16 protein-coding genes and 1 pseudogene are annotated in these 19,709 nt (G+C 66.2%); 12 read left to right on the top strand and 5 right to left on the bottom strand.

Annotated features, from left to right (window positions below; genetic code table 11):
• The first annotated feature begins 123 nt into the window (after positions 1–123).
• From DGN21_RS04950 to DGN21_RS05005, 12 genes and pseudogenes are all read left to right on the top strand, one after another.
• Entirely contained in the window at positions 124–2,205 is a 2,082-nt protein-coding gene (locus tag DGN21_RS04950; protein WP_126965181.1) for a phospholipase C, phosphocholine-specific, read from the top strand.
• A gap of 12 nt (positions 2,206–2,217) precedes the next feature.
• A pseudogene (locus DGN21_RS04955) lies at positions 2,218–2,366 on the top strand (S46 family peptidase); the annotation flags it as partial.
• Between the two features lie 134 nt (positions 2,367–2,500).
• Positions 2,501–3,145 (top strand): histidine phosphatase family protein, encoded by a 645-nt coding sequence (locus tag DGN21_RS04960; protein ID WP_126965180.1) that lies wholly within the window; start codon positions 2,501–2,503, stop codon positions 3,143–3,145.
• Positions 3,146–3,209: 64 nt separating this feature from the next.
• Positions 3,210–3,770 carry a hypothetical protein gene (locus DGN21_RS04965; protein ID WP_126965179.1) on the top strand — a complete coding sequence of 187 codons (561 nt, stop codon included), beginning with the start codon at positions 3,210–3,212 and terminating at the stop codon, positions 3,768–3,770.
• Positions 3,771–3,904: 134 nt separating this feature from the next.
• Complete coding sequence (locus DGN21_RS04970; RefSeq protein WP_126965178.1) at positions 3,905–4,453, top strand: hypothetical protein; 549 nt, start codon at positions 3,905–3,907, stop codon at positions 4,451–4,453.
• Positions 4,454–4,705: 252 nt separating this feature from the next.
• Positions 4,706–5,929 carry a bifunctional tetrahydrofolate synthase/dihydrofolate synthase gene (folC, locus tag DGN21_RS04975; RefSeq protein ID WP_252374707.1) on the top strand — a complete coding sequence of 408 codons (1,224 nt, stop codon included), beginning with the start codon at positions 4,706–4,708 and terminating at the stop codon, positions 5,927–5,929.
• A 59-nt stretch (positions 5,930–5,988) separates the two neighbouring features.
• Positions 5,989–7,062, top strand: a complete 1,074-nt coding sequence (locus DGN21_RS04980; RefSeq protein ID WP_126965176.1) for an SPOR domain-containing protein — start codon at positions 5,989–5,991, stop codon at positions 7,060–7,062.
• Between the two features lie 224 nt (positions 7,063–7,286).
• Positions 7,287–8,033, top strand: a complete 747-nt coding sequence (locus tag DGN21_RS04985; protein WP_016902227.1) for a CvpA family protein — start codon at positions 7,287–7,289, stop codon at positions 8,031–8,033.
• A gap of 30 nt (positions 8,034–8,063) precedes the next feature.
• On the top strand, positions 8,064–9,530 hold the full coding sequence (gene purF, locus DGN21_RS04990) for an amidophosphoribosyltransferase (RefSeq protein ID WP_016902228.1): 1,467 nt from the start codon (positions 8,064–8,066) through the stop codon (positions 9,528–9,530).
• 256 nt (positions 9,531–9,786) lie between these two features.
• Positions 9,787–10,599, top strand: coding sequence for a ferritin-like domain-containing protein (locus DGN21_RS04995; RefSeq protein ID WP_184428966.1), 813 nt, complete (start codon positions 9,787–9,789; stop codon positions 10,597–10,599).
• Between the two features lie 457 nt (positions 10,600–11,056).
• Positions 11,057–12,310 (top strand): zinc-dependent metalloprotease, encoded by a 1,254-nt coding sequence (locus DGN21_RS05000; protein ID WP_184551507.1) that lies wholly within the window; start codon positions 11,057–11,059, stop codon positions 12,308–12,310.
• A 135-nt stretch (positions 12,311–12,445) separates the two neighbouring features.
• On the top strand, positions 12,446–12,865 hold the full coding sequence (locus DGN21_RS05005) for a hypothetical protein (protein ID WP_024938411.1): 420 nt from the start codon (positions 12,446–12,448) through the stop codon (positions 12,863–12,865).
• 248 nt (positions 12,866–13,113) lie between these two features.
• On the opposite strand, the gene lpxH is transcribed toward DGN21_RS05005, so the two are convergent.
• The 5 genes from lpxH to ppk1 all read right to left on the bottom strand — a co-directional run bounded on the left by lpxH (position 13,114) and on the right by ppk1 (position 19,590).
• Positions 13,114–13,857: a UDP-2,3-diacylglucosamine diphosphatase gene (gene lpxH / locus DGN21_RS05010; protein ID WP_016902232.1), complete on the bottom strand. Its 744-nt coding sequence runs from the start codon at positions 13,855–13,857 to the stop codon at positions 13,114–13,116.
• Between the two features lie 170 nt (positions 13,858–14,027).
• Positions 14,028–14,570, bottom strand: coding sequence for a phosphatase PAP2 family protein (locus DGN21_RS05015; protein WP_024938413.1), 543 nt, complete (start codon positions 14,568–14,570; stop codon positions 14,028–14,030).
• Entirely contained in the window at positions 14,551–15,687 is a 1,137-nt protein-coding gene (locus DGN21_RS05020) for a glycosyltransferase family 1 protein (protein WP_184551508.1), read from the bottom strand. The genes DGN21_RS05015 and DGN21_RS05020 overlap by 20 nt, the downstream gene beginning before the upstream one ends.
• 216 nt (positions 15,688–15,903) lie before the next feature.
• Positions 15,904–17,424 carry an exopolyphosphatase gene (gene ppx / locus DGN21_RS05025; protein ID WP_184551687.1) on the bottom strand — a complete coding sequence of 507 codons (1,521 nt, stop codon included), beginning with the start codon at positions 17,422–17,424 and terminating at the stop codon, positions 15,904–15,906.
• 63 nt (positions 17,425–17,487) lie between these two features.
• A complete protein-coding gene (ppk1, locus tag DGN21_RS05030) occupies positions 17,488–19,590 on the bottom strand; it encodes a polyphosphate kinase 1 (protein WP_104590471.1) in 2,103 nt (700 codons plus the stop codon).
• Positions 19,591–19,709: the final 119 nt, after the last annotated feature.

The following is a 19,709-nucleotide window of genomic DNA, read 5'->3' on the forward strand; positions in this document are numbered from 1 at the left end:
CAACGACGTATGAAACATTGATGACGGTGGCTGTCGCAAAACTGTCGTGCTTGCCCGCTATACGTGTCGTACCCAGTCGCACTGTGCGGCGATGTGCACGTATTTCCTGCAGGTTCCGTAGCCATGACGTCCTCCCCCTCGCGCCGCGATTTCCTCAAGCGCGTCGCCGCGCTGACCGCCGCCGGCGCCATGCCGTCCTCGATCGGCCGCGCACTCGCGCTGCCGGCCAACACGCGCACCGGCACGCTGCGCGACATCGAACACGTGGTGATCCTGATGCAGGAAAACCGCTCCTTCGATCATTACTTCGGTGCGCTGCGCGGCGTGCGCGGCTTCGGCGATCCGCGTCCGTTGCAGCTACGCGACGGTCACCCGGTATGGAGCCAGCCGGCCGCCGATGGTCGTCGCCTGCTGCCGTTCGCCTTCGATTCGCAAGACACCTGCGCACCGTTGATCAAGAGCCTGGATCACTCGTGGAAAGCCGGCCACGGGCAGGACCCGGCGCGCTGGGCCGAGTACGACGCCTGGGTGCCGTACAAGGGCGAATTGACGATGGGATATTTCCAGCGTCACGACATCCCGTACTACCACGCACTGGCCGATGCGTTCACCATTTGCGATGGCTATTTCTGTTCGTTGCACGGGCCGACCAATCCCAATCGCATGTACCTGTTCACCGGCACCAGCGGCCCGAGCGTGGGCAATCTCGGCGCGCAGGCGGTGACCAATGCCGACGACGGCAACTGGACTGCCGACATGGCGCGCGACAAGCCCGGTTATGCGGCAATGGACTGGACCACCTATGCGCAGCGCCTGCAGGCCGCAGGCGTGGACTGGCGCGTGTACCAGGAGTACGACAACTTCGGCTGCAACTCGCTGGCGTATTTTTCGCACTACCGCGATCTGCACCCCGGCGACGAACGCTATCGACGTGCACGTGCCTACGTGCCCGGGTCCACTGCAGACAATGCCGCCACCACGCAGGCCGATCATCTGATCGCTGCAATCGCCGCCGACGTGCAGGCCGATCGCTTGCCGCAGGTGTCCTGGATCGTGCCGCCCACCGCGTACTGCGAGCATCCGGAAGCGCCGCCGGCCTATGGCGAATCGCTGGTGGCGCGCCTGATCGATGCGCTCACCGCCAATCCGCAGGTGTGGGCGAAGACCGCGCTGATCATCAACTACGACGAGAACGATGGCTTCTTCGATCACGTTCCCGCAGCGCTGCCGGCACTAGATGCGCGCATGGGGCGCAGCAATGTCGATACGCGCGGGGAGGTCTACGAAGGTGTGCCGATGGGGCTGGGCATCCGCGTGCCGATGCTGGTGATCTCGCCCTGGACGCGTGGCGGCTGGGTCAATTCGCAGGTGTTCGATCACACCTCGGTGCTGCGCTTGCTGGAACGCCGCTTCGGTGTGGCCGAACCCAACATCAGCCCGTGGCGTCGCGCGGTCAGTGGCGATCTGACCAGCGTGTTCGATTTCCGCAAGCCGGACGATTCGGCACTGCGCGCATTGCCGTCGGTCGACGACTACCGCGCGCGCACCGCCGCGGTGCGCAACAAGCCGCTACCGGTGCCGCCGGCCAAGGGCAGCATGCCGCGGCAGGAGCCGGGACAACGTCCGGCGCGCGCGTTGCCGTATGCCTTGCAGGTGCATGCGCGCGAGCAGGGCGACGGCGGCGTGCAGCTGCAGTTCGTCAACAGCGGCGCTGCGGCAGCCGCGTTCAACGTCTACACCAGCGCTGCGAGTGGCGGCCCGTGGTACTACACCGTGTTGCCCGGCACCCGCCTCGACGATGTGCCGGTCGGCGCTGCGCACAACGGTGCCTATGCGCTGAGCGTGCATGGACCCAATGGCTTCCTGCGCGAATTCGCCGGCGACCTCGCTGCGGCCGGGACGCAATCGGCTGCGCCATGGTTGGAGGCGCGGCAGGACGGCGAGGCGCTGGTGCTGGACATCGGCAATGCCGGGCAGCAGCCGTGCACGCTGCAACTGCGCGCGCTGGACTACGCAGACCCGACCGCGCGCTCGCTGCACCTGGCTGCAGGTCAGCGCCAGACCGTGCGTCTGGCGCTTGCTGCCAGCGATCACTGGTACGACGTGGTGCTGGAACAGCCGGGCGCGGCATTCCGCCGCCGCCTGGCCGGGCATCTGGAGACCGGCAGGCCCAGCCGCAGCGATCCGGCATTCGGGCGCGCCTGAGCTGGCGCCGGGGGCGCACCGGTGATGGACGCGCAGGGGAGGCGGGTTGTTCTGGCCTCGACGGCAACCCAGCGTCGGTGGGCTGCAACGGGATCTTCGATCCGGCGATGACCCGCACGGTCGCCGTGGATAGCCGGTATTTGCGCTGGGTCATGCCGGAGTCGCCCGGCATCGCAGCTGTTGCCGGAATTCGGCGTGTGCCGACGCGGGCGGCCGGCGCCGCAGCGGGAGGGGTTATCATGCGCTCCCGTTTCGCTGCGGCGAGCCGGCCCCTTCCCCAAGGAATCCCTCGCGCATGCGCATCCTGCTTGCCCGTCACGGCGAGACGCCGTGGAACGCCGAAGGCCGTTACCAGGGCCAGATCGATATCCCGCTGTCGCCGGTCGGCGAAGGCCAGGCCGCCGCCCTCGGCGCGCGTCTGCAATCGTTGGAGATCACCCGCGCGGTGGCATCGCCGCTGTCGCGTGCGCAGGCCACCGCCAGGCTGGCGCTGGGCAGCAACCGCGAAACCCTGCTGCAGACCGATGCAGACCTGCAGGAAATCGCCCACGGCGAATGGGAAGGCCTGCTGGCCAGCGAGATCAACGACAAGGATCCGGCACGTCTGCGCGCCTGGCGCGACGAGCCCGATACCGTGCTGATGCCCGGCGGCGAGTCCCTGCGGCAGGTGCTGGACCGCAGCTGGCGCGGCCTGGCGCGCGCGGCCGAAGGCCTGGGCGCGGCCGATACCTTGCTGGTGGTCGCGCACGATGCGGTCAACCGCGTGATCCTGTGCAAGATCCTGGGCCTGCCGCTGTCCCGGCTGTGGACCTTTCGCCAGGCACCGACCACGCTCAACCTGCTCGAAGGCGAGGACGTGGATCACCTGGAAGTGGTGCGGCTCAACGACTGCGCGCACCACACGCCGTTTTTTGGTGAAGCCAAGCATCGGGCGCTTTAGCAACACCAGGGTCAGTGTGTTGCTCAAGGATGGCGGCTAAGTCACTTACTCCGGTGTCTCAAGCATGAGAGATTTTGGTAATCGTTTTCGTGTTTTATTACTGTTTGTGACGCCGGTGGCGTTGCTTTTCTTCGCTAATTCTTTCAAGTTCCTTCCGCCGGCCAACGCCTTGATCGACCTCACCCTCGTGGTGTTAGGTTTCGCCGCGTTAACCCTGTTTGGCGTGCTGCTCTGGGCCAATGCCAGTGGCAGGCTCCAGCGTCAGTTGCAGCGAATCGGTATCGAACGCTGTATCTTTCGCTGGCTAATGTCCACGATGGTGATCGGGCTGGTGGTATGGGCGCTGGTCGTCAGGATTGTGCCGTGGGCATGGACCGAGGCATTCGGCAGCATGTATTCGGAACAAGTGCTCATACGCCCTGCGCATAAAAGCATGATGTGCCCTTACGGGCTCATGATCTACCCATTGCCTCATGGCGCACCAACGCGGCTTTGCACACGCGAGCACGATTTGATGAGCTTCCCGAATGGCGCGTTGAGTGTGGTCATTCAAGGCAAACGCTCATCTTTGGGTTCCACCGTGCACGGTTACTTTATCGTCGCACCGCAGGCAACGGCACCTTAGCCATGGCGAAGTGCTGCCTGTAACTGCGCTGCGTGCGATGAATTCGTCGCTTTTTATCGCGGATGAAGCTAGGGCTTGGCTATCATTGCGCTTTATTTGGCGCGCGGTCTAACGAGAAACTTGGGGGTGGTCCAGTGAAATCAAAGCTGTTTGCCTTGATGAAGGTGGCCTCTGCATTTCTTGTGATGGGCCTGATTCTGCTTGGCTTATTTGTCGATTTTGCCCCGTCAGAGTTCCTGCAAGGACGCTATTTGAAATGGCCATTTTTGATGGTCGGTATCGTGCTAACGGTATTGCTGCGCAAGCACAATCGGCGTCTTGGTCGACCAACAGATATCGAGGGGCAGGGACGCATTGCAAATGTCTTTATGTTCTTAGGGACACCAGTAATGCTGGGTTTCTTAACTTGGCTGCTGCTCGCAAAAACGGTGCCTTGGTTGCTGACGTTGGCCATTGGTAGGTCGTTTGAAGAAGCGTACGTCATGCAAACGTACTCTCAATCGAGCCGGCAATCTTGCGAGTATCGGTTGCGCGGTGGACCGATCGAGCATGCGTTTCCGGATTACCTCTGCATCAGTGAAAGCCTGTATCGTCGATATCCCGAGCAACGGATCGCAGTGACATTGAAAGGGCGGCGTTCAGTGCTGGGTTCACAGATAGCTGAGATCTACGGGCCGCAGTAAAGGACTCACTGCTATCCTTCATGCAGCGCCGCTGCTTACTGGTTCGGTCCACGCCCCAATACCCGGTCGATGACAGAGAGCAGACGTCAACGCTTACGATTCAGGAATGAAGTTCCGGCTCTATTGGTCCAAGACTTCATCAAGCGTGATAATGCTTGTCGCACGCAAGATTTCAGGTAGCAAGTGACAATTCCCGCCACCCTCTCCGACTGGCTCGCCTACATCGAGCAGCAGCATCCGCAGAACATCGCCATGGGCCTGGAGCGCGTGCGCGAGGTCGCTGCGCGGTTGCAGATTGAAGCGCCAGCCAGGCATGTCATTGTCGTAGGCGGCACCAATGGCAAAGGCTCCACCGTGGCCTTTATCGAGGCGATCGCGCAGGCCGCCGGCTGGAAGGTGGGCAGCTACACCTCGCCGCATCTGCTGCGCTACAACGAGCGCGTGCGCATCGACGGCAACGAGGCCGGCGACGCGCAACTGGTGGACGCCTTTGCCGCCGTCGAAGCGGCACGTGGCCAGACCGCACTGACGTATTTCGAATACGGCACGCTGGCGGCGCTGTGGCTGCTGCAGCGCTCCGGGCTGGACCTGGCGGTGCTGGAAATCGGCCTGGGCGGGCGCCTGGACGCGGTCAACATCATTGATTCGGATGTGGCGGTGATCACCACCGTGGATATCGACCACACCGATTGGCTGGGCGAGGACCGCGAGGCGATCGGCACCGAGAAGGCCGGCATCATCCGCGCCTGGAAGCCGGTGGTGCTGGGCGAAATCGACCCGCCATCGAGCGTGTTGCGGCGGGCCTACCAGTTGGGCGCCAATGCGATCCGCGCCGGCAGCGATTATTTCTTCGAGCCGATCGAGGCGCAGCACTCCGACGCGCCGCAGTGGCGCTGGCGCGATGTCGCGGTGACCCTGGAGCTGCCGATGCCGGCCTTGCAGGCGCCGGTGCAACTGGCCAACGCCGCTGCGGCGATCGCCGCGTTGCAGGCCTTGCCGGTGGAACTGCCCGATGCCGCCTGGGCGCAGGGCATTGCCAATGCACGGGTGGCCGGGCGCCTGCAGCGCAGCGACATCGATGGCGTGCAGGTGCTGCTGGATGTCGGCCACAACCCGCAGGCCGCGCGCGCGCTGGCCGATGCGCTGGGCGCGCAGGCGCACACCGGCACCACCCATGCGATCTACGCCGCATTGGCGGACAAGGATGTGCTGGGCGTGGTGGAGGCGGTGGGCGCGCAGGTCGACCATTGGGCCCTGGCCGGGCTGGACGGTGCGCGGGGGCAGTCGGCGCAGGCCTTGCAGGCCCGTCTGCAGGGCAGTGCCGCAGCGCAGGCGGCCTGCCACGGCGATGTGGCGGGCGCACTGCGCGCGGTCCTGGCGCAGGCCTCACCGGGCGATCGGGTGCTGGTGTTCGGCTCGTTTCATACCGTTGCCGACGCCCTAAGCGCACTTCGTTCAGTCCACCCGGGTCGGTAGCCCGGCTGCGGCCTTATAATCGCCGCGGCACCCCGCCACGCCGCCTCTCGTCTCTCTACGTGGATACTGCTCTGAAACAGCGACTGATTGGCGCCATCGTTCTGGTGGCGCTTGCCGTGATCTTCCTGCCGATGCTGGTCAAGGGCCCTGCGCCGTCGAGCGGCGTGGCCGATGTGCCGCTGGAGGCGCCTGCCGCACCGGCCAATGGCGAGTTCGAAACCCGCGAATTGCCGCTGGTCACCCCGGGCGATGCGCCTGCCGGTGGCGCGCTGGGCATGCGCGGCGCCGGCTCGGCGCCGGCTGCGGTGCAGGACAACCCGGACGCGGCCGATCTGGCCAACCCGTCCAGCGCGCCGTCGGCGCCTGAGGTGGCGGCCGGCAACTACGCGGTCAACTTCGGCGCCTACGCCACCAGCGCCGACGCCGACGCGGTGCTGGCGCGGCTCAAGCAGGCGCAGCTGCCCGGCTTCAGCGAAAAGACCCAGATCAACGGCCGCCCGGCCTGGCGCGTGCGCGTGGGGCCGTATGTCGACCAGGCGCAGGCCGAATCGGCGCGCCTGCAGGCGGTAAAGGTGCGCAGCGACGTCAACGCCCAGGTGGTGACGCTGGATGCCAACGCCGCCGCGCCAGCGCCTGCAGCCAGCACACCGACGCCGGCACCGGCCCCGGCCGCAAAACCCAGCAGCAGCGTGGCCGCCGCCAGCACCGCCGCACCGACCAAGACCGAAAGCCTGCCGCCAGAGCCGGCCAAGCCGGTGGCCGCCGCGCCCAAGCCGGCCGAAGCGCCCAAGCCCGCTCCGGCCAAGCCGGAGGTGGCGAAAACGGAGCCGGCCAAGCCCGAGCCGACCAAGCCGGTCGTCGCGGCGCCCGCCGCGCCGGCAGCGCCTGCGGCCAGTTCGGTCGGCTTTGCGGTGCAGCTGGGCGCCTTCGGGCGCGCCGAAGACGCCGACGCCTTGCGCGACCGCGTGCGCGCCGCCGGTTTCAGTGCCTTCGTCGAACAGGTGCGGACCGACAAGGGCGCGCTCAACCGCGTGCGGGTCGGCCCGGTGGCCAACCGTGGCGATGCCGAGCAGTTGCGTGCGCAGGTGGCGGCCAAGGTCGGCATTTCCGGCATGGTGCGTCCGCATCCGTAAACGACTGCGCCGCCAACCGGCGGGCGCGGTACATGCCGGAGATCGGCATGACGGTTGGTTCGCTACGCGCAGTGCGGCTCGTCCGCAGCCCGCCCGATCGCCGCTTGCGTGGTATCGCCAGCGGCGAGCGGATTTCCTGATCGCCTCACACCCATGGAGGGGAGCGCAATGAACACCGAGCCAGGTTGGACCAGCGGCGCACGCGCCGCGCGGAGAAGTGGGCAATGATCGACATGGTGCTGGGCGTCATCATCCTGGTGTCGGCCCTGTTGGGCCTGCTGCGCGGGTTTGTCGCCATCGTGGTCGGCACGCTGTCGTGGTTGCTGGCCGGCTGGGCGACATTCCAGTTCGGCGGCCCGGCTGCACGCTGGATCGCCGACGGCAAGCATCCGTCGGCCACCGAATCGTTTGGCGGCTACGCGATGGTGTTCGTCGGCGTGCTGATCACCGTGGCGGTGATCGGCATGGTGATCCGTGCCGGGGTGGATGCGGTGCGCCTGGGCGGGATGGACCGCATGCTCGGGTTCGGCCTGGGGCTGGTGCGCGGCGGTTTTCTGGCCAGCGTGCTGGTGCTGCTGATGAGCTTCACGCCGCTGCCGCGCGAGCCGTCCTGGCGCCAGTCGATGCTGATGCCGATGCTGTCGCCGGGCGCGAGCTGGATGCGGGCGCAACTGCCGGCCTGGCGGATGCCGTCGATGGACATGCCATCAATGGAACTCGGCAACTTGCCAACGGAGTTGGGGAAGTTGCCCTCGGCAGGCGATAATACGGACCTGGGCAAGGCGCTGTCCGGGTCCGGTCTGAGCGACACCATCACGCGTGCGCTTGGGCAACCCGGCAAAGCCGCCAGCGACGGACGCGATCCGGCGCAGGCGATGCCGGCCAATATCGATCCGGCGCAGGTTCGCGGCGGAGAAAGCGACCCGGCTCGGGTCGAGTCCCAAGGCCAGGCACGGCCCCCTTCACAGTAACGGCGCAAGCCGTAGCGGAGAACGCGCACCATGTGTGGCATCGTCGGTATTGTCGGCAACCAGAACGTCGCCGGGCAGCTCTATGACGGCCTGACCGTCCTGCAGCATCGTGGGCAGGACGCCGCAGGCATCGCCACCGCAGACGGCACGCGCCTGCGTGTGCAAAAGGCCAACGGGCTGGTACGCGACGTCTTCGACGAAAAGAAGATGGCAGTGCTGGAAGGCCGGGTCGGCATCGCGCATTGCCGCTACCCGACCGCAGGCTCGGAAGGCATGGACGAGGCGCAGCCGTTCTACGTCAACTCGCCCTACGGTATCGCGCTGGCGCACAACGGCAACCTGATCAACACCGAGGCCTTGCGCCAGCAGGTGTTCGAAGCCGACCGCCGCAACATCAACACCGATTCGGACAGCGAAGTGCTGCTGAACGTGTTCGCCTACGAGCTGGACGCGCAGCGCATGCTGACCCCGGAAGCGGCGATCCGCGCGGTGGCCGGCGTGCATCGCCGTTGCAAGGGCGGCTATGCGGTGGTCAGCGTGGTGCTGGGCCTGGGCCTGGTGGCCTTCCGCGACCCGCATGGCATCCGTCCGCTGGTGCTGGGCAAGCGCGAGCATGCCGAAGGCACCGAATACATCGTTTCCTCCGAATCGGCCGCGCTGGACATCCTCGGCTACCAGCGCGTGCGCGACGTGCGCCCCGGCGAGGCGATGGTGATCACCGCGCGCGGCGAGCTGTTTTCGGAAGTCTGCGCTGCGCCAACCGTCAACGCGCCGTGCATCTTCGAGTACGTGTACTTCGCGCGTCCCGACTCGATGATCGACAACATCTCGGTGCACAAGGCGCGCATGCGCATGGGCCTGAAGCTGGGCGAGAAGATCCTGCGGCTGCGCCCGGACCACGATATCGACACCATCATCCCGATCCCGGACACCTCGCGCGATGTGGCGCTGGAGATGTCCAACGTGCTCGGGGTGAAGTACCGCGAGGGCTTCGTCAAGAATCGCTACGTGGGCCGGACCTTCATCATGCCGGGGCAGGGCGAGCGGCAGAAATCGGTGCGGCGCAAGCTCAATCCGATCCACCTGGAGTTCCGCAACCGCGTGGTGCTGCTGGTCGACGATTCGATCGTGCGCGGCACCACCAGCCGGCAGATCGTGCAGATGGCGCGCGATGCCGGTGCGCGCAAGGTGTATCTGGCCTCGGCCGCGCCGCCGGTGCGTTACCCCAATATCTACGGCATCGACATGCCGGCGGCCGAAGAACTCATCGCGCATGGCCGCAGCGAGCTGGAAATCCAGGAATTTTTGGGCTGCGACTGGCTGATCTACCAGGATCTGGAAGACCTGGAAGTGGCCGTGCGCGAAGGCAACCCTGACATCCAGCAGTTCGATTCCTCGTGCTTCAACGGCGAGTACATCACCGGCATCGAACCGGGCTATTTCGAACGCATCCAGCAATTGCGCTCGGACGATGCCAAGAAGCGTCGCCGCGCGTGAGGCAGTGCGGTAGCGCTGCAGCTCGGCACTACCCAGACATGGCCTAGAACCGCTGTGCCTCGCAGGAGTACCTGCGTGGCGATCGCGTGATTTGGCTACTGCCGATCGACAGGCGGGTGCGCTGAGCAGGTTCGGCAGTGGCGCCAGCTGCTGGTTGCTCCCAGACCGCACCTGCGACGGCTGCGTAGGGGTCTCGATCGCCGCTGCAGATCGAAGCGCCAGTTGTCGATCTGGCGGCTACCGCAACGACGGAGTGATGGACACGATGGATCTTCTGCAAGCCGCACATGCCTGCCTGCAAGCGGCCGATCCGCTGGAGAAGGTCGCGTTGACGCAGCGACATGCGGCCGCGTTCCGCGCCGGTGCGTTGCCGTTGCCACCGCCGCAGGCGGCGCCTCCGGAGCCGATCCGCATGCCTGGCCGACCTGCAAGGCCGGTGCTGGTGCATCCGCGCGAGGTGCCGCGGCGCGGGCTGGGCAACCCGGAAGGCCGCGCCGCCTTTATCCACGCCATCGCGCATATCGAGCTCAACGCCATCGACCTGGCCTGGGATGCGGTGTATCGCTTCCGTGGGTTGCCGGCGGCGTTCTATGCCGACTGGGTTGGCGTGGCCGACGACGAATCGCGCCACTTCATGCTGCTGCGCGCGCGATTGCATGCGCACGACCACGACTACGGCGACTTCGCCGCGCACAACGGCCTGTGGGAAATGTGCGAGAAAACCGCACATGACGGCCTGGCACGCATGGCGCTGGTGCCGCGCGTGCTGGAAGCGCGCGGGCTGGATGTGACACCGGCGATGATCGTCAAGCTGCGCTCGCTCGGCGATACCGCCACTGCCGAGGTGCTGGACACCATCCTGCGCGAAGAGGTGGCGCATGTGGCGGCCGGCTCGCGCTGGTACCGCTGGTATTGCGCGCAGGCCGGCATCGAGCCGCGCGCGCGCTTCAAGGCGCTGCTGCACGAGTACGCCGGTGGTTACCTGCATGGCCCGTTCAATCTGCAGGCGCGGCTGCTTGCCGGCTTCGATGAGGACGAACTGGCCGATCTGGTGGAGCAGGCCGGCTGAGCGGCCGGTGGTGAATGCGTGGGCGGGCTGCAGTGCGCGATCTGTTGATCGCCATTTGCGGAGCAGATATCGAGTTGGCTCGCACCGACGCCACGCTGGGTGAGGCGCCTTGCAGCCTCGCTCATGAAGTACCGAGCGCATTGCGCGGCAGAGCGATCGCAGCGCACTGGGGCGATGCGCATCGCATCCCTTCGTCGTGACGTCGTGCCCCGCGCCGGCTACCGCCAAACGCGACAGGCCACCTGCGCGGTAACGCGCCTTCGATCACCGGACTGTGCGCTGCGTCCTGCCGCGCAGCTGCCGGAATCGCATCCATTCAACGGCAGACATCACAAAACCGTAATTTTCTTTTGTAACAACTTGCAATCGGCACGGCCCGGCGCGCCTTAATGGCGTCCCGGGGGCAGGGGCCCGGTGTTTCACATCCGTTGCTTCCATGTCTAAGGAGAGAGAGACGATGAAGTCGAAGTCGATGTGCACCACGGTGGGTCTGATCGCCATGTGTCTGGCCGGTTCGGCCGCCGCTGCCGGCAAGCCGCTGTATCAATCCGGCCCTGCGCTGAGCCGCAGCGCGAGCGCCACCGCCACTGCCGAACCCTCGTTGCAGCGCCTGCTCAGCGCACCGTCCACCGCCAACGCGCAGGTGGTCCAGCTCAACGCCGGTGCCGTCACCGCCTCGGAAAAACTGCTGGAACTGCAGCTGGACGGCCAGACCGTCACCGCCACCCAGGCCAAGGTCGATGCGTTGGAAGGCGGCGATAGCGTGTGGTACGGCAATCTCGGCCCGCGCGCCGGCACCCGTGCCCGCACGCTGTCGGGTGTGGATCCGCTGAACTCGGCCATCCTGGTACGCAGCGGCGATACCGTCACCGGCACCATCCGCTACGCCGGCAAGCTGTATCGGCTGCGGCCGCTCGCCGATGGCCGCCACGTGCTGGTGCAGGTGGAAGAAAGCCGCCTGCCGCAGGAACACCCTGCCGAATACAGCCTGCTGCCGAAGATCGACATGCCCAGCGACGGGCGCGTCACTGCGGCCGCCGCATCGTCGGGCAGCCCGGCGACCATCCGCGTGCTGGTAGTGGCCACCAATCAGGCGGTGACCGCCTACGGCGGCAACATGCAGTCGCTGGTGCAACTGGCAGTGGCCGAGGCCAACCAGGGCTACATCAACAGCAATGTCGGCATCACCTTGCAACTGGCGCGTTACGAGACCACCAGCTACAGCGAAACCGGCAATTTCACCACCGACCTGCAGCGCTTCCGCGTAACCAACGACGGTTACATGGACAGCATCCACACCAGCCGCAACACCTACACCGCCGATGTGGGCGTGATCGTGTTGAACAACAGCAGCTACTGCGGCCTGGCATCGGGCATCGGCTCCACCGCAGCGACCGCGTTTGCCTCGGTGTACTGGGATTGCGCCACCGGCTATTACAGCTTCGCGCATGAAATCGGCCATCTGCAGAGCGCCCGGCACGACGCCACCAATGACCCGAGCACCTCGCCGTATGCCTACGGGCACGGTTATCGCTACGGCAACACCTGGCGCACCATCATGGCCTACGACTGCAGCAGCAGCTGCCCGCGCCTGAACTACTGGTCCAACCCCAACATCAGCTACAACGGCGTGCCCATGGGCAACGCCAGCACCGCCGACAATCAGCGCGTGCTGGTCAACACCAAGGCCACCATCGCCGGCTTCCGCTGAGTATCAAGCCGATCGTTCCGTCGTCGCGCCCGGCACGCAGGTGCCGGGCCTTTGCCGCTACTCGCAGGCGCAGTGATCGCGCAGACTAGAGGCACTGCCGGCAGCTGCCGGCCTGTCCTGCGGAGCGGAGCACCCATGTCCAAGTCCCTGCGTTATGCGGCGCTGTGCCTGGTCGCGCTGGCAGTTGCCGGCTGCAAACAGCAACCTGCCGACCCGGCCCCTGCGCCACCCAAACCGGCGGTGTCCGCGCCGGCAGCCACGACCGGCAACGATGCCCGCGCCCGCGCGCTGGATGTGCTGGAAACCCGCCTGCAGAACGACCATTTCTATCCGGACAACTGCATCAGCATCGTCGACGAAGACGACGCTGAGCCCGCAGCGGATGCGTTCGACTTTGCAGTGCGCGAGCGGCATGGCAACGAGTGCCCCGGCGACCCGCAGACCAACCCGGTGCGCGATCGTTTCCGCGTGCAGGCCGATGGCACGGTGCTCTGGTACGACATAGTCAACGCCGACTTTGTCGACTACGCCGAACACGCGCGCAGCATGCAGTGATGCGTCTGGAGACTGCATGGACCGTGCGGTTGCGTATCAGCAGGCTGGCGCGATCAGGCGTGCCGACAGCGCGTCGACGCATCTATCTGCATTCCAGTACGGATGAGCAGCACACCGAGCGTGCGCAGGCCTGAGTTCGAAACCACGGCGCTCGCCTCCATGTGCCCATCGCGGTCTGTCGCTTGCAAAAGGGTTCCGGGCGAGCGGCCTGCGCCGAGCTGGCCGCTCGCTACTTGCTGTCAGCCACGTTAAAGCGGCAACTGCTCCAGCGACACGCCGTCGGCATCCACATGCAACACCGAGCCTTGTTCGTACCAGTCGCCCAGCACGATGCGCGTGCAGGTCTGGCCGCCGGCCTGCAGGGTGTGGATTGCAGGGCGATGGGTGTGACCATGGATCAGGCGATCCAGGCCATACCGCACGAAGGTGGCCTCCACCTCGGCCGGGGTGACATCGGTGACGGTCTCGAAGCGCGATTGGTCGCCCTGCTTGAGTTCTGCATGACGCGCCTGGCTGGCAGCGCGTGCCTGCTGCGCGAAGGCCACCCGCGCGGCCAGCGGCTGCGCCAGGAACTGCGCCTGAAAGACCGGATCGCGCGTCTGCGCACGGAACGCCTGGTAGGCGGTGTCGTCGGTGCACAGCAGATCGCCATGCATCAGCAAGGTCGGGTGTCCGTACAAATCGACCACGGTGGGGTCGGGCAGGATGCGGAAGCCCGCACGTTGCGCGTACGCCTCGCCAACCAGGAAGTCGCGGTTGCCCGGCATGAAGAACACCGGCACGCCGCTATCGGCCACCGCATGCAGCGCCACGGCCACCGCATCGGCAGCGGTCGATGGCGTGTCATCGCCGATCCAGGCTTCGAACAGATCGCCAAGGATGTAGAGCGCGTCGCTACCGGGCACCTGCGTGCGCAGGAAGTCCAGAAACAGCTCGGTGATCGCCGGCCGGGCCGGATCCAGATGCAGGTCGGAAATGAACAGGGTCGTCATCGCGCCATTGTACGGCGGGAGCGCGGGACGGGAATCGGGAATCGGGAATCGGGAATCGGGAATCGGTGGAGCGTTGCATCGCGGAGCGAGTGCCGGGTGAACGGCTGGCTGCGGCAACGAGAGGATCGCTGGCCTGGTCGGGCCAACGCAGCGATGACAGGGCTTGCTCCTTACCCCAACAACACCGGCAATCCCCACAGCGACAGGCTGGCCAGCAGCACGCCGATCGCAGTGGCAGCGAGGACATCGCTGGGATAGTGCAGGCCCAGCACCACGCGCGACAGCGCCACGCCGGCCGAGAACGGCACCAGCAGGGGCGCCAGCCATGGGTAGTAGGCCAGTGCCACGATGCTGAAGGACACCGCATGCAAGGTGTGGCCGGACGGAAAACTGAACTCGTCCAGCGGCGCCACCCAGGCGCGGATGCGCACGTCGGCCGCGTACGGGCGTGGCCGACGCGTCCAGCGCTTGAGCGATTTGTACAAGGTCAGCGCGAGCACGCCGGTGGCGGCCATGTGCGCAGATGCGCGCACGCCGTCCATGCCGTCGAGCAGCACCAGCAAACCCATCAGGCTGTACCAGAACACCCCATCGCCGAGCCGGCTGATGGTGGCGAATGCGCGCCGCACCGGGTGGCGCCGGCACCAGTGGTTGGCGCGCCGGCACCAGCGCGCTTCGTGACCGCGCAGAAGTTCAAGCCGCGTTGCCGACATAACGCCCCCGTGCCGCAGTGATGCTCATCAGCAAGGCCTCGAAGTCGGAGACCACGTTGTCCGGATGCAGTTTCTTCATCGCCTGTGCGGCCGCCGCACCCTGGCGCTGGCGCATCGCATCGTCGTCGGTGAGTGCGACGGCCGCCTGGATGAACGCCTCGTCGTTCTCCACTGCCGCACCGCTGTGGCCGCTGCGCAGATACTCGCGTGCGGCGCCGTAGTCGAAGGCCACGGTGGCCACACCACTGGCCATCGCCTCCAGGGTCACGTTGCCGAAGGTCTCGCTGCGGCTAGGGAACAGGAACAGATCGCCGCTGGCGAAGTGGCGCGCCAGCGCCTCGCCGCGCTGGATGCCGCAGAAGATGAAGTCCGGATTCTCGTGCGCGATTTTTTCGCGTGCCGGGCCATCGCCCACCCAGACGAAGCGCGCCTTCGGGCGGATCTGCTGCAGCTTGCGGAAGGCGCGAATCGCCAGCGGCAGATTCTTTTCGTTGGCGATGCGTCCGACATAGATCGCGGCGAAGCCTTCGCCCTCGATGCCCCATTCGGCACGCAGGGCCGGATCGCGCCGGGCCGGATCGAACTGCTGGCTGTCCACCGCGCGTGCCAGCAACTGCACGCGCTGGAAGCCGCCGTCGCGCAGGAACTGCTGCAGCTCGCGCGTGGGTACCAGGGTGGCCTCGGCCTGATTGTGGAAGCGGCGCATCCAGCGCAGCGCAGTGCCCTGCAGCCAGGCGGCACCGTAGTCGGGCAGGTACTCGTCAAAGCGGGTATGGAAGCCGGTGGCGACCGGAATGCCGAGCCGGCGTGCGGCACGCATCGCCGACCAGCCCAACGGGCCTTCCGTGGCCACATAGACCGCATCCGGTTGCGTGATTTGCCAATGACGAACGAGACGTTGGGTTGCCGGCAGCCCGAATTTCAGGCCCGGGTAGCGCGGCAGCGATGCGCCGCGCACCAGCAGGGCGGTGGCCGCATCGGTATCGCCGCTCTGCCGTGGACGCACCACGTCCACCTGGTGTCCGCGTGCGCGCAGGCCGGTTTCCAGCCCGTGCACGGTCAGCGCAACACCGTTGACTTCGGGGGGATAGGTTTCGGTAACGATCGCGTAGCGCATGCCCGTTCTCCGGTTTTCGCTAGCTTCCGGGAGGGCGATGGCATGGATGTTGCGCGCATAAGTCGCGGCGGTGACAAGTGCGACGGGATTAGGAATTCGGGATTAGAGATTCGCAAAAGCGGTCTTCACGCATCTGGGCGAACACGCGATACATCACGTGCCGCGGTCAACGAATCCCGAATCCCGAATCCCAAATCCCGCCTGAGGCCGCAGGCCTCAGGTCACAAACGGTTTGAACGCGATCCCCAGCCCGGCCATGCTCTCGACTTCGCCGATCAGGTCGGCGCGCAGCAGCGGGCGCGAGTCGATCCAGCTTTGCGACAGGATCAATGACAGGCGGGTGTCATCGGCGGTGAGTTCCAGGGTCGGAATCGGGTCCGATTCGTGTGCGCGGTGCAGCAGTACCGCCAGCCGCAGCAGCGCGGCCTTGCGCCGGGTTGGCAGCAGCAGGCGGTCCGGCAGCGCATCGAACGCGGTCTTGGGCACGTTGCGCCGGTGCGTGCGCACCAGCGATGCCAACACCTGCTGCTCCTGCCGCGAGAAACCGGCGATGTCCGAGTGCTCCAGGATGTAGCTGCCGTGCACGTGATACTGGCTGTGCGCGATGATCAGGCCCAGCTCGTGCAGGCGCGCAGCACGGCGCAACACCTGCGCGTCGTCGCCATCCAGCTGCCAGGATTCGCAGACCTGGTCGAACAGCCGGCAGGCCGTGGCTTCCACGCGCTGCGCCTGCACTTCGTCGATGCCGTAGCGTTGCACCAGCGAGGCCACCGAGCTGTCGCGCGGGTCGTTCTCGCCGCCGCGGCCGAGCATGTCGTAGAGGATGCCTTCGCGCATCGCCGCCTTGCTGACCATCAGCTTCTCCAGCCCCAGGGCCTGGAACGCCGCTTCCAGCACCAGGATGCCGCCAGCGATGATCGGCCGGCGTTCGGTGGCCAGGCCGGGCAACTGGATGTCCTCGATACGCTTGGCCTTGAGCAGTTCATCGCGCAGCGCCGGCAGCGCCTCGGCGGTGATTGCGCCCTTGGTGAGCTTCATCGCCGCACAGATCTCGCCGATGGCCTTGTGCGTGCCGGACGAGCCGATCGCCTCGTGCCAGCCCAGCGCCTTGTACTGATTGGCGAACTGCTGGAATTCGGCGCCGATCTCGGTCAGCGCATCCTTCCATTTCTTCTTCGACAGCTTGCCGCCGGGAAAGAAGCGGCGCGTGCTGGCGATGCAGCCGGCCTGCAGCGATTCGCGTTCCAGGGTCTGGAACCCGCGGCCGATGATGAACTCGGTCGAGCCGCCGCCGATGTCGATCACCAGCCGGCGTTGATCGGGTTTGGGCGGCTGCGCATGCGCAACGCCGAGATAGATCAGGCGCGCTTCCTCGCGTCCGCTGACGACTTCGATCGCATGCCCGAGCGCGGTTTCGGCCGGCATCAGGAACGCCTGCGGCGAGCGCAGCTGACGCACCGTGTTGGTGGCCAGCGCGCGTACGCGCAACGACGGCACTTCCCGGATGCGCTGGCCAAAGCGCGCCAGGCATTCGAGCGCGCGCTGGCGCGCTTCGTTGGAGATGCCACCCTTGCCATCCAGGCCGTCGGCCATGCGCACGGTTTCGCGCAGGCGATCGACCACGCGCAGCTGACCCATCAGGTAGCGCGCAATGACCATGTGGAAGCTGTTGGATCCTAAGTCGATGGCGGCGAGGAAATCGCCATCGCGCAGGGGCGGGATCGTGGGGGAGGGCATTGGCATGGGCGCATGGTAGCCGATGGGCCGTTGGCCCCGTGAGGGGCCAAGCCCGCGCCGCTTTCAGATCCGCTCGAGCAAGGTCATCTGCGCCGAATGGGCAGGCTCGCCAGGGCCCGGGATGCGCTTGTGATAGACGCCGTCAGCATCCAGTTCCCAGGCGTTGACGTTGTCGTCCAGGTAGTTCTGCAGCACTTCGCGGTAGACGCGCTTGGCCAGATCCGGGTCCAGGATCGGGAAGCAGGTCTCCACGCGCCGCAGCAGGTTGCGCTCCAGCCAATCGGCGCTGGCGCAATACAACTCTGCCGCGCCATCGTTGCCGAACCAGTACACGCGGCTATGTTCCAGAAAACGCCCCACGATCGAGCGCACGCGGATATTGTCGGACACGCCGGGCACGCCCGGGCGCAGCGTGCAGGCGCCGCGCACGATCAGGTCGATCTGCACACCGGCTTGCGAGGCGGTATACAGCGCACGCACGACCTGCGGCTCGTTGAGGGCATTCATCTTGGCGATGATGCGGCCCGGGCGGCCGTTGCGGGCCAGCCGCGTTTCGCGCTCGATCCGCTTCAGCACGCCGGCGTGCAGGGTGAAGGGCGACTGCAGCAACTGCTCCAGCTTCATGCGCGGGGCCAGCCCGGACAACTGCTGGAACAGCATGTGCACGTCGTTGCCGATTTCCACATCCGCGGTGATCAGGCTGATGTCGGTGTACAGGCGTGCGGTACCGCTGTGGTAGTTGCCGGTGCCCAGATGCACATAGCGTTTGAGCTTGCGTCCCTCGCGGCGCACGATCAGCAGCATCTTGGCGTGCGTCTTGAAGCCGACCACGCCGTACACCACCTGCACACCGGCTTCCTGCAGCTTGTCGGCCAGGCCCAGGTTGGCCTCTTCGTCGAAGCGCGCGCGCAGCTCCACCACCACGGTGACGTCCTTGCCGTTGCGCGCGGCCAGGATCAGCGCATCGACGATCAGCGAGTCCTTGCCGGTGCGGTACAGCGTCTGCTTGATCGCCAGCACGTTCGGGTCGACCGCGGCCTGGCGGATCACGTCCAGCACCGCGGTGAACGCATCGAAGGGGTGATGCAGCAGCACATCGCCCTTGCTGACGATCTCGAAGATGCCGTCGTTGTCGCGCAGGGTGCGCGGATTGAACAACGGATACTTCAGTTCGGGGCGCTGCACCAGATCGTAGACCTGGGTAACGCGGCTCAGGTTGACCGGCCCGACGATGCGGTACACCGCGTTTTCGTTCAGGCCGAAGTTCTGCAGCAGGGTGCGCATGATCGGCGCCGGGCAGTCGTGCGCGATCTCCAGGCGCACCGCCGGGCGATAGCCACGGGTGACCAGCTCGTCGCGCAAGGCCAGCGCCAGGTTCTCGACCTCTTCCTCGTCCACCACCAGCTCGGAGTTGCGGGTGACGCGGAACTGATACGAGCCCTTGACCTGCATGCCGGGGAACAGCTCGTCGACGAACTCGGACAGCACCGAGGACAGGAACACGAAGCTCTGCGCGCCCTCCGGCGACAGGCTCGCCGGCAGCTGGATGATGCGCGGCAACGAGCGCGGCGCACGCACGATGGCCAGATGACCGGCGCGCCCGAATGCGTCCTGGCCCTCCAGCACCACCACGATGTTCAAGGTCTTGTTGAGGATCTTCGGAAACGGATGCGCCGGGTCCAGCCCCAGCGGCGACAGCACCGGCATGATCTCGTTGCGGAAGTACGCCCGCAGCCAGCGCTTCTGACGCGAGGTCCAGGCCGTGCGGCTGAGCACGGCCACGCCGGCATCTTCCATCGCCGGGCGCAGCACTTCATTCCACGCGTGGTACTGCTGTTCGACCAGCTTGGCGGCGCGGTCGTGCACCGCGTTGAGGATGGCGGTCGGGCTCAGGCCATCCGGCGCCGGCGGCAGGCCGAACTCCTGCGCATGCCGCACGGTGGCGGCGCGGATCTCGAAGAATTCATCCAGGTTGGTGCAGGAAATGCACAGGAACCGCAGCCGTTCCAGCAATGGCACCTGCTCGTCCAACGCCTGTGCCAGCACCCGGAAATTGAAGTCCAGTTGCGACAGTTCCCGGTTGATGTACAGCGCCGGATCGCGCAACGGATCGGTGGCGATGTCCTCGGAAGGTGTGACGTCGTGCAGTTCTTTGGCGTGGCCCATTGGAATCGGTCATCAAGACGGAGATGGTGTGCGGCGTGGCAGCGCGCCAGAGGCAGCGCAGGCGATGTAGCGCGTCGTGCGCGCGTGCATCGCACCGCGGTGCGGCGCGCACCTCTTAC

This window comes from Xanthomonas sp. MLO165 (assembly GCF_018831305.1).
In the GTDB taxonomy this organism is placed as follows: Bacteria; Pseudomonadota; Gammaproteobacteria; order Xanthomonadales; family Xanthomonadaceae; genus Xanthomonas; species Xanthomonas arboricola.

Excerpts from the sequence above, each read along its gene's own strand:
- DGN21_RS04950 (WP_126965181.1), top strand. The coding sequence starts at position 124 with ATGACGTCCTCCCCCTCGCGCCGCGATTTCCTCAAGCGCGTCGCCGCG.
- DGN21_RS04960 (WP_126965180.1), top strand. The coding sequence starts at position 2,501 with ATGCGCATCCTGCTTGCCCGTCACGGCGAGACGCCGTGGAACGCCGAA.
- DGN21_RS04965 (WP_126965179.1), top strand. The coding sequence starts at position 3,210 with ATGAGAGATTTTGGTAATCGTTTTCGTGTTTTATTACTGTTTGTGACG.
- folC (WP_252374707.1), top strand. The coding sequence starts at position 4,706 with ATGGGCCTGGAGCGCGTGCGCGAGGTCGCTGCGCGGTTGCAGATTGAA.
- DGN21_RS04985 (WP_016902227.1), top strand. The coding sequence starts at position 7,287 with ATGATCGACATGGTGCTGGGCGTCATCATCCTGGTGTCGGCCCTGTTG.
- purF (WP_016902228.1), top strand. The coding sequence starts at position 8,064 with ATGTGTGGCATCGTCGGTATTGTCGGCAACCAGAACGTCGCCGGGCAG.
- DGN21_RS04995 (WP_184428966.1), top strand. The coding sequence starts at position 9,787 with ATGGACACGATGGATCTTCTGCAAGCCGCACATGCCTGCCTGCAAGCG.
- DGN21_RS05000 (WP_184551507.1), top strand. The coding sequence starts at position 11,057 with ATGAAGTCGAAGTCGATGTGCACCACGGTGGGTCTGATCGCCATGTGT.
- DGN21_RS05005 (WP_024938411.1), top strand. The coding sequence starts at position 12,446 with ATGTCCAAGTCCCTGCGTTATGCGGCGCTGTGCCTGGTCGCGCTGGCA.
- lpxH (WP_016902232.1), bottom strand. The coding sequence starts at position 13,857 with ATGACGACCCTGTTCATTTCCGACCTGCATCTGGATCCGGCCCGGCCG.
- DGN21_RS05015 (WP_024938413.1), bottom strand. The coding sequence starts at position 14,570 with ATGTCGGCAACGCGGCTTGAACTTCTGCGCGGTCACGAAGCGCGCTGG.
- DGN21_RS05020 (WP_184551508.1), bottom strand. The coding sequence starts at position 15,687 with ATGCGCTACGCGATCGTTACCGAAACCTATCCCCCCGAAGTCAACGGT.
- ppx (WP_184551687.1), bottom strand. The coding sequence starts at position 17,424 with ATGCCCTCCCCCACGATCCCGCCCCTGCGCGATGGCGATTTCCTCGCC.
- ppk1 (WP_104590471.1), bottom strand. The coding sequence starts at position 19,590 with ATGGGCCACGCCAAAGAACTGCACGACGTCACACCTTCCGAGGACATC.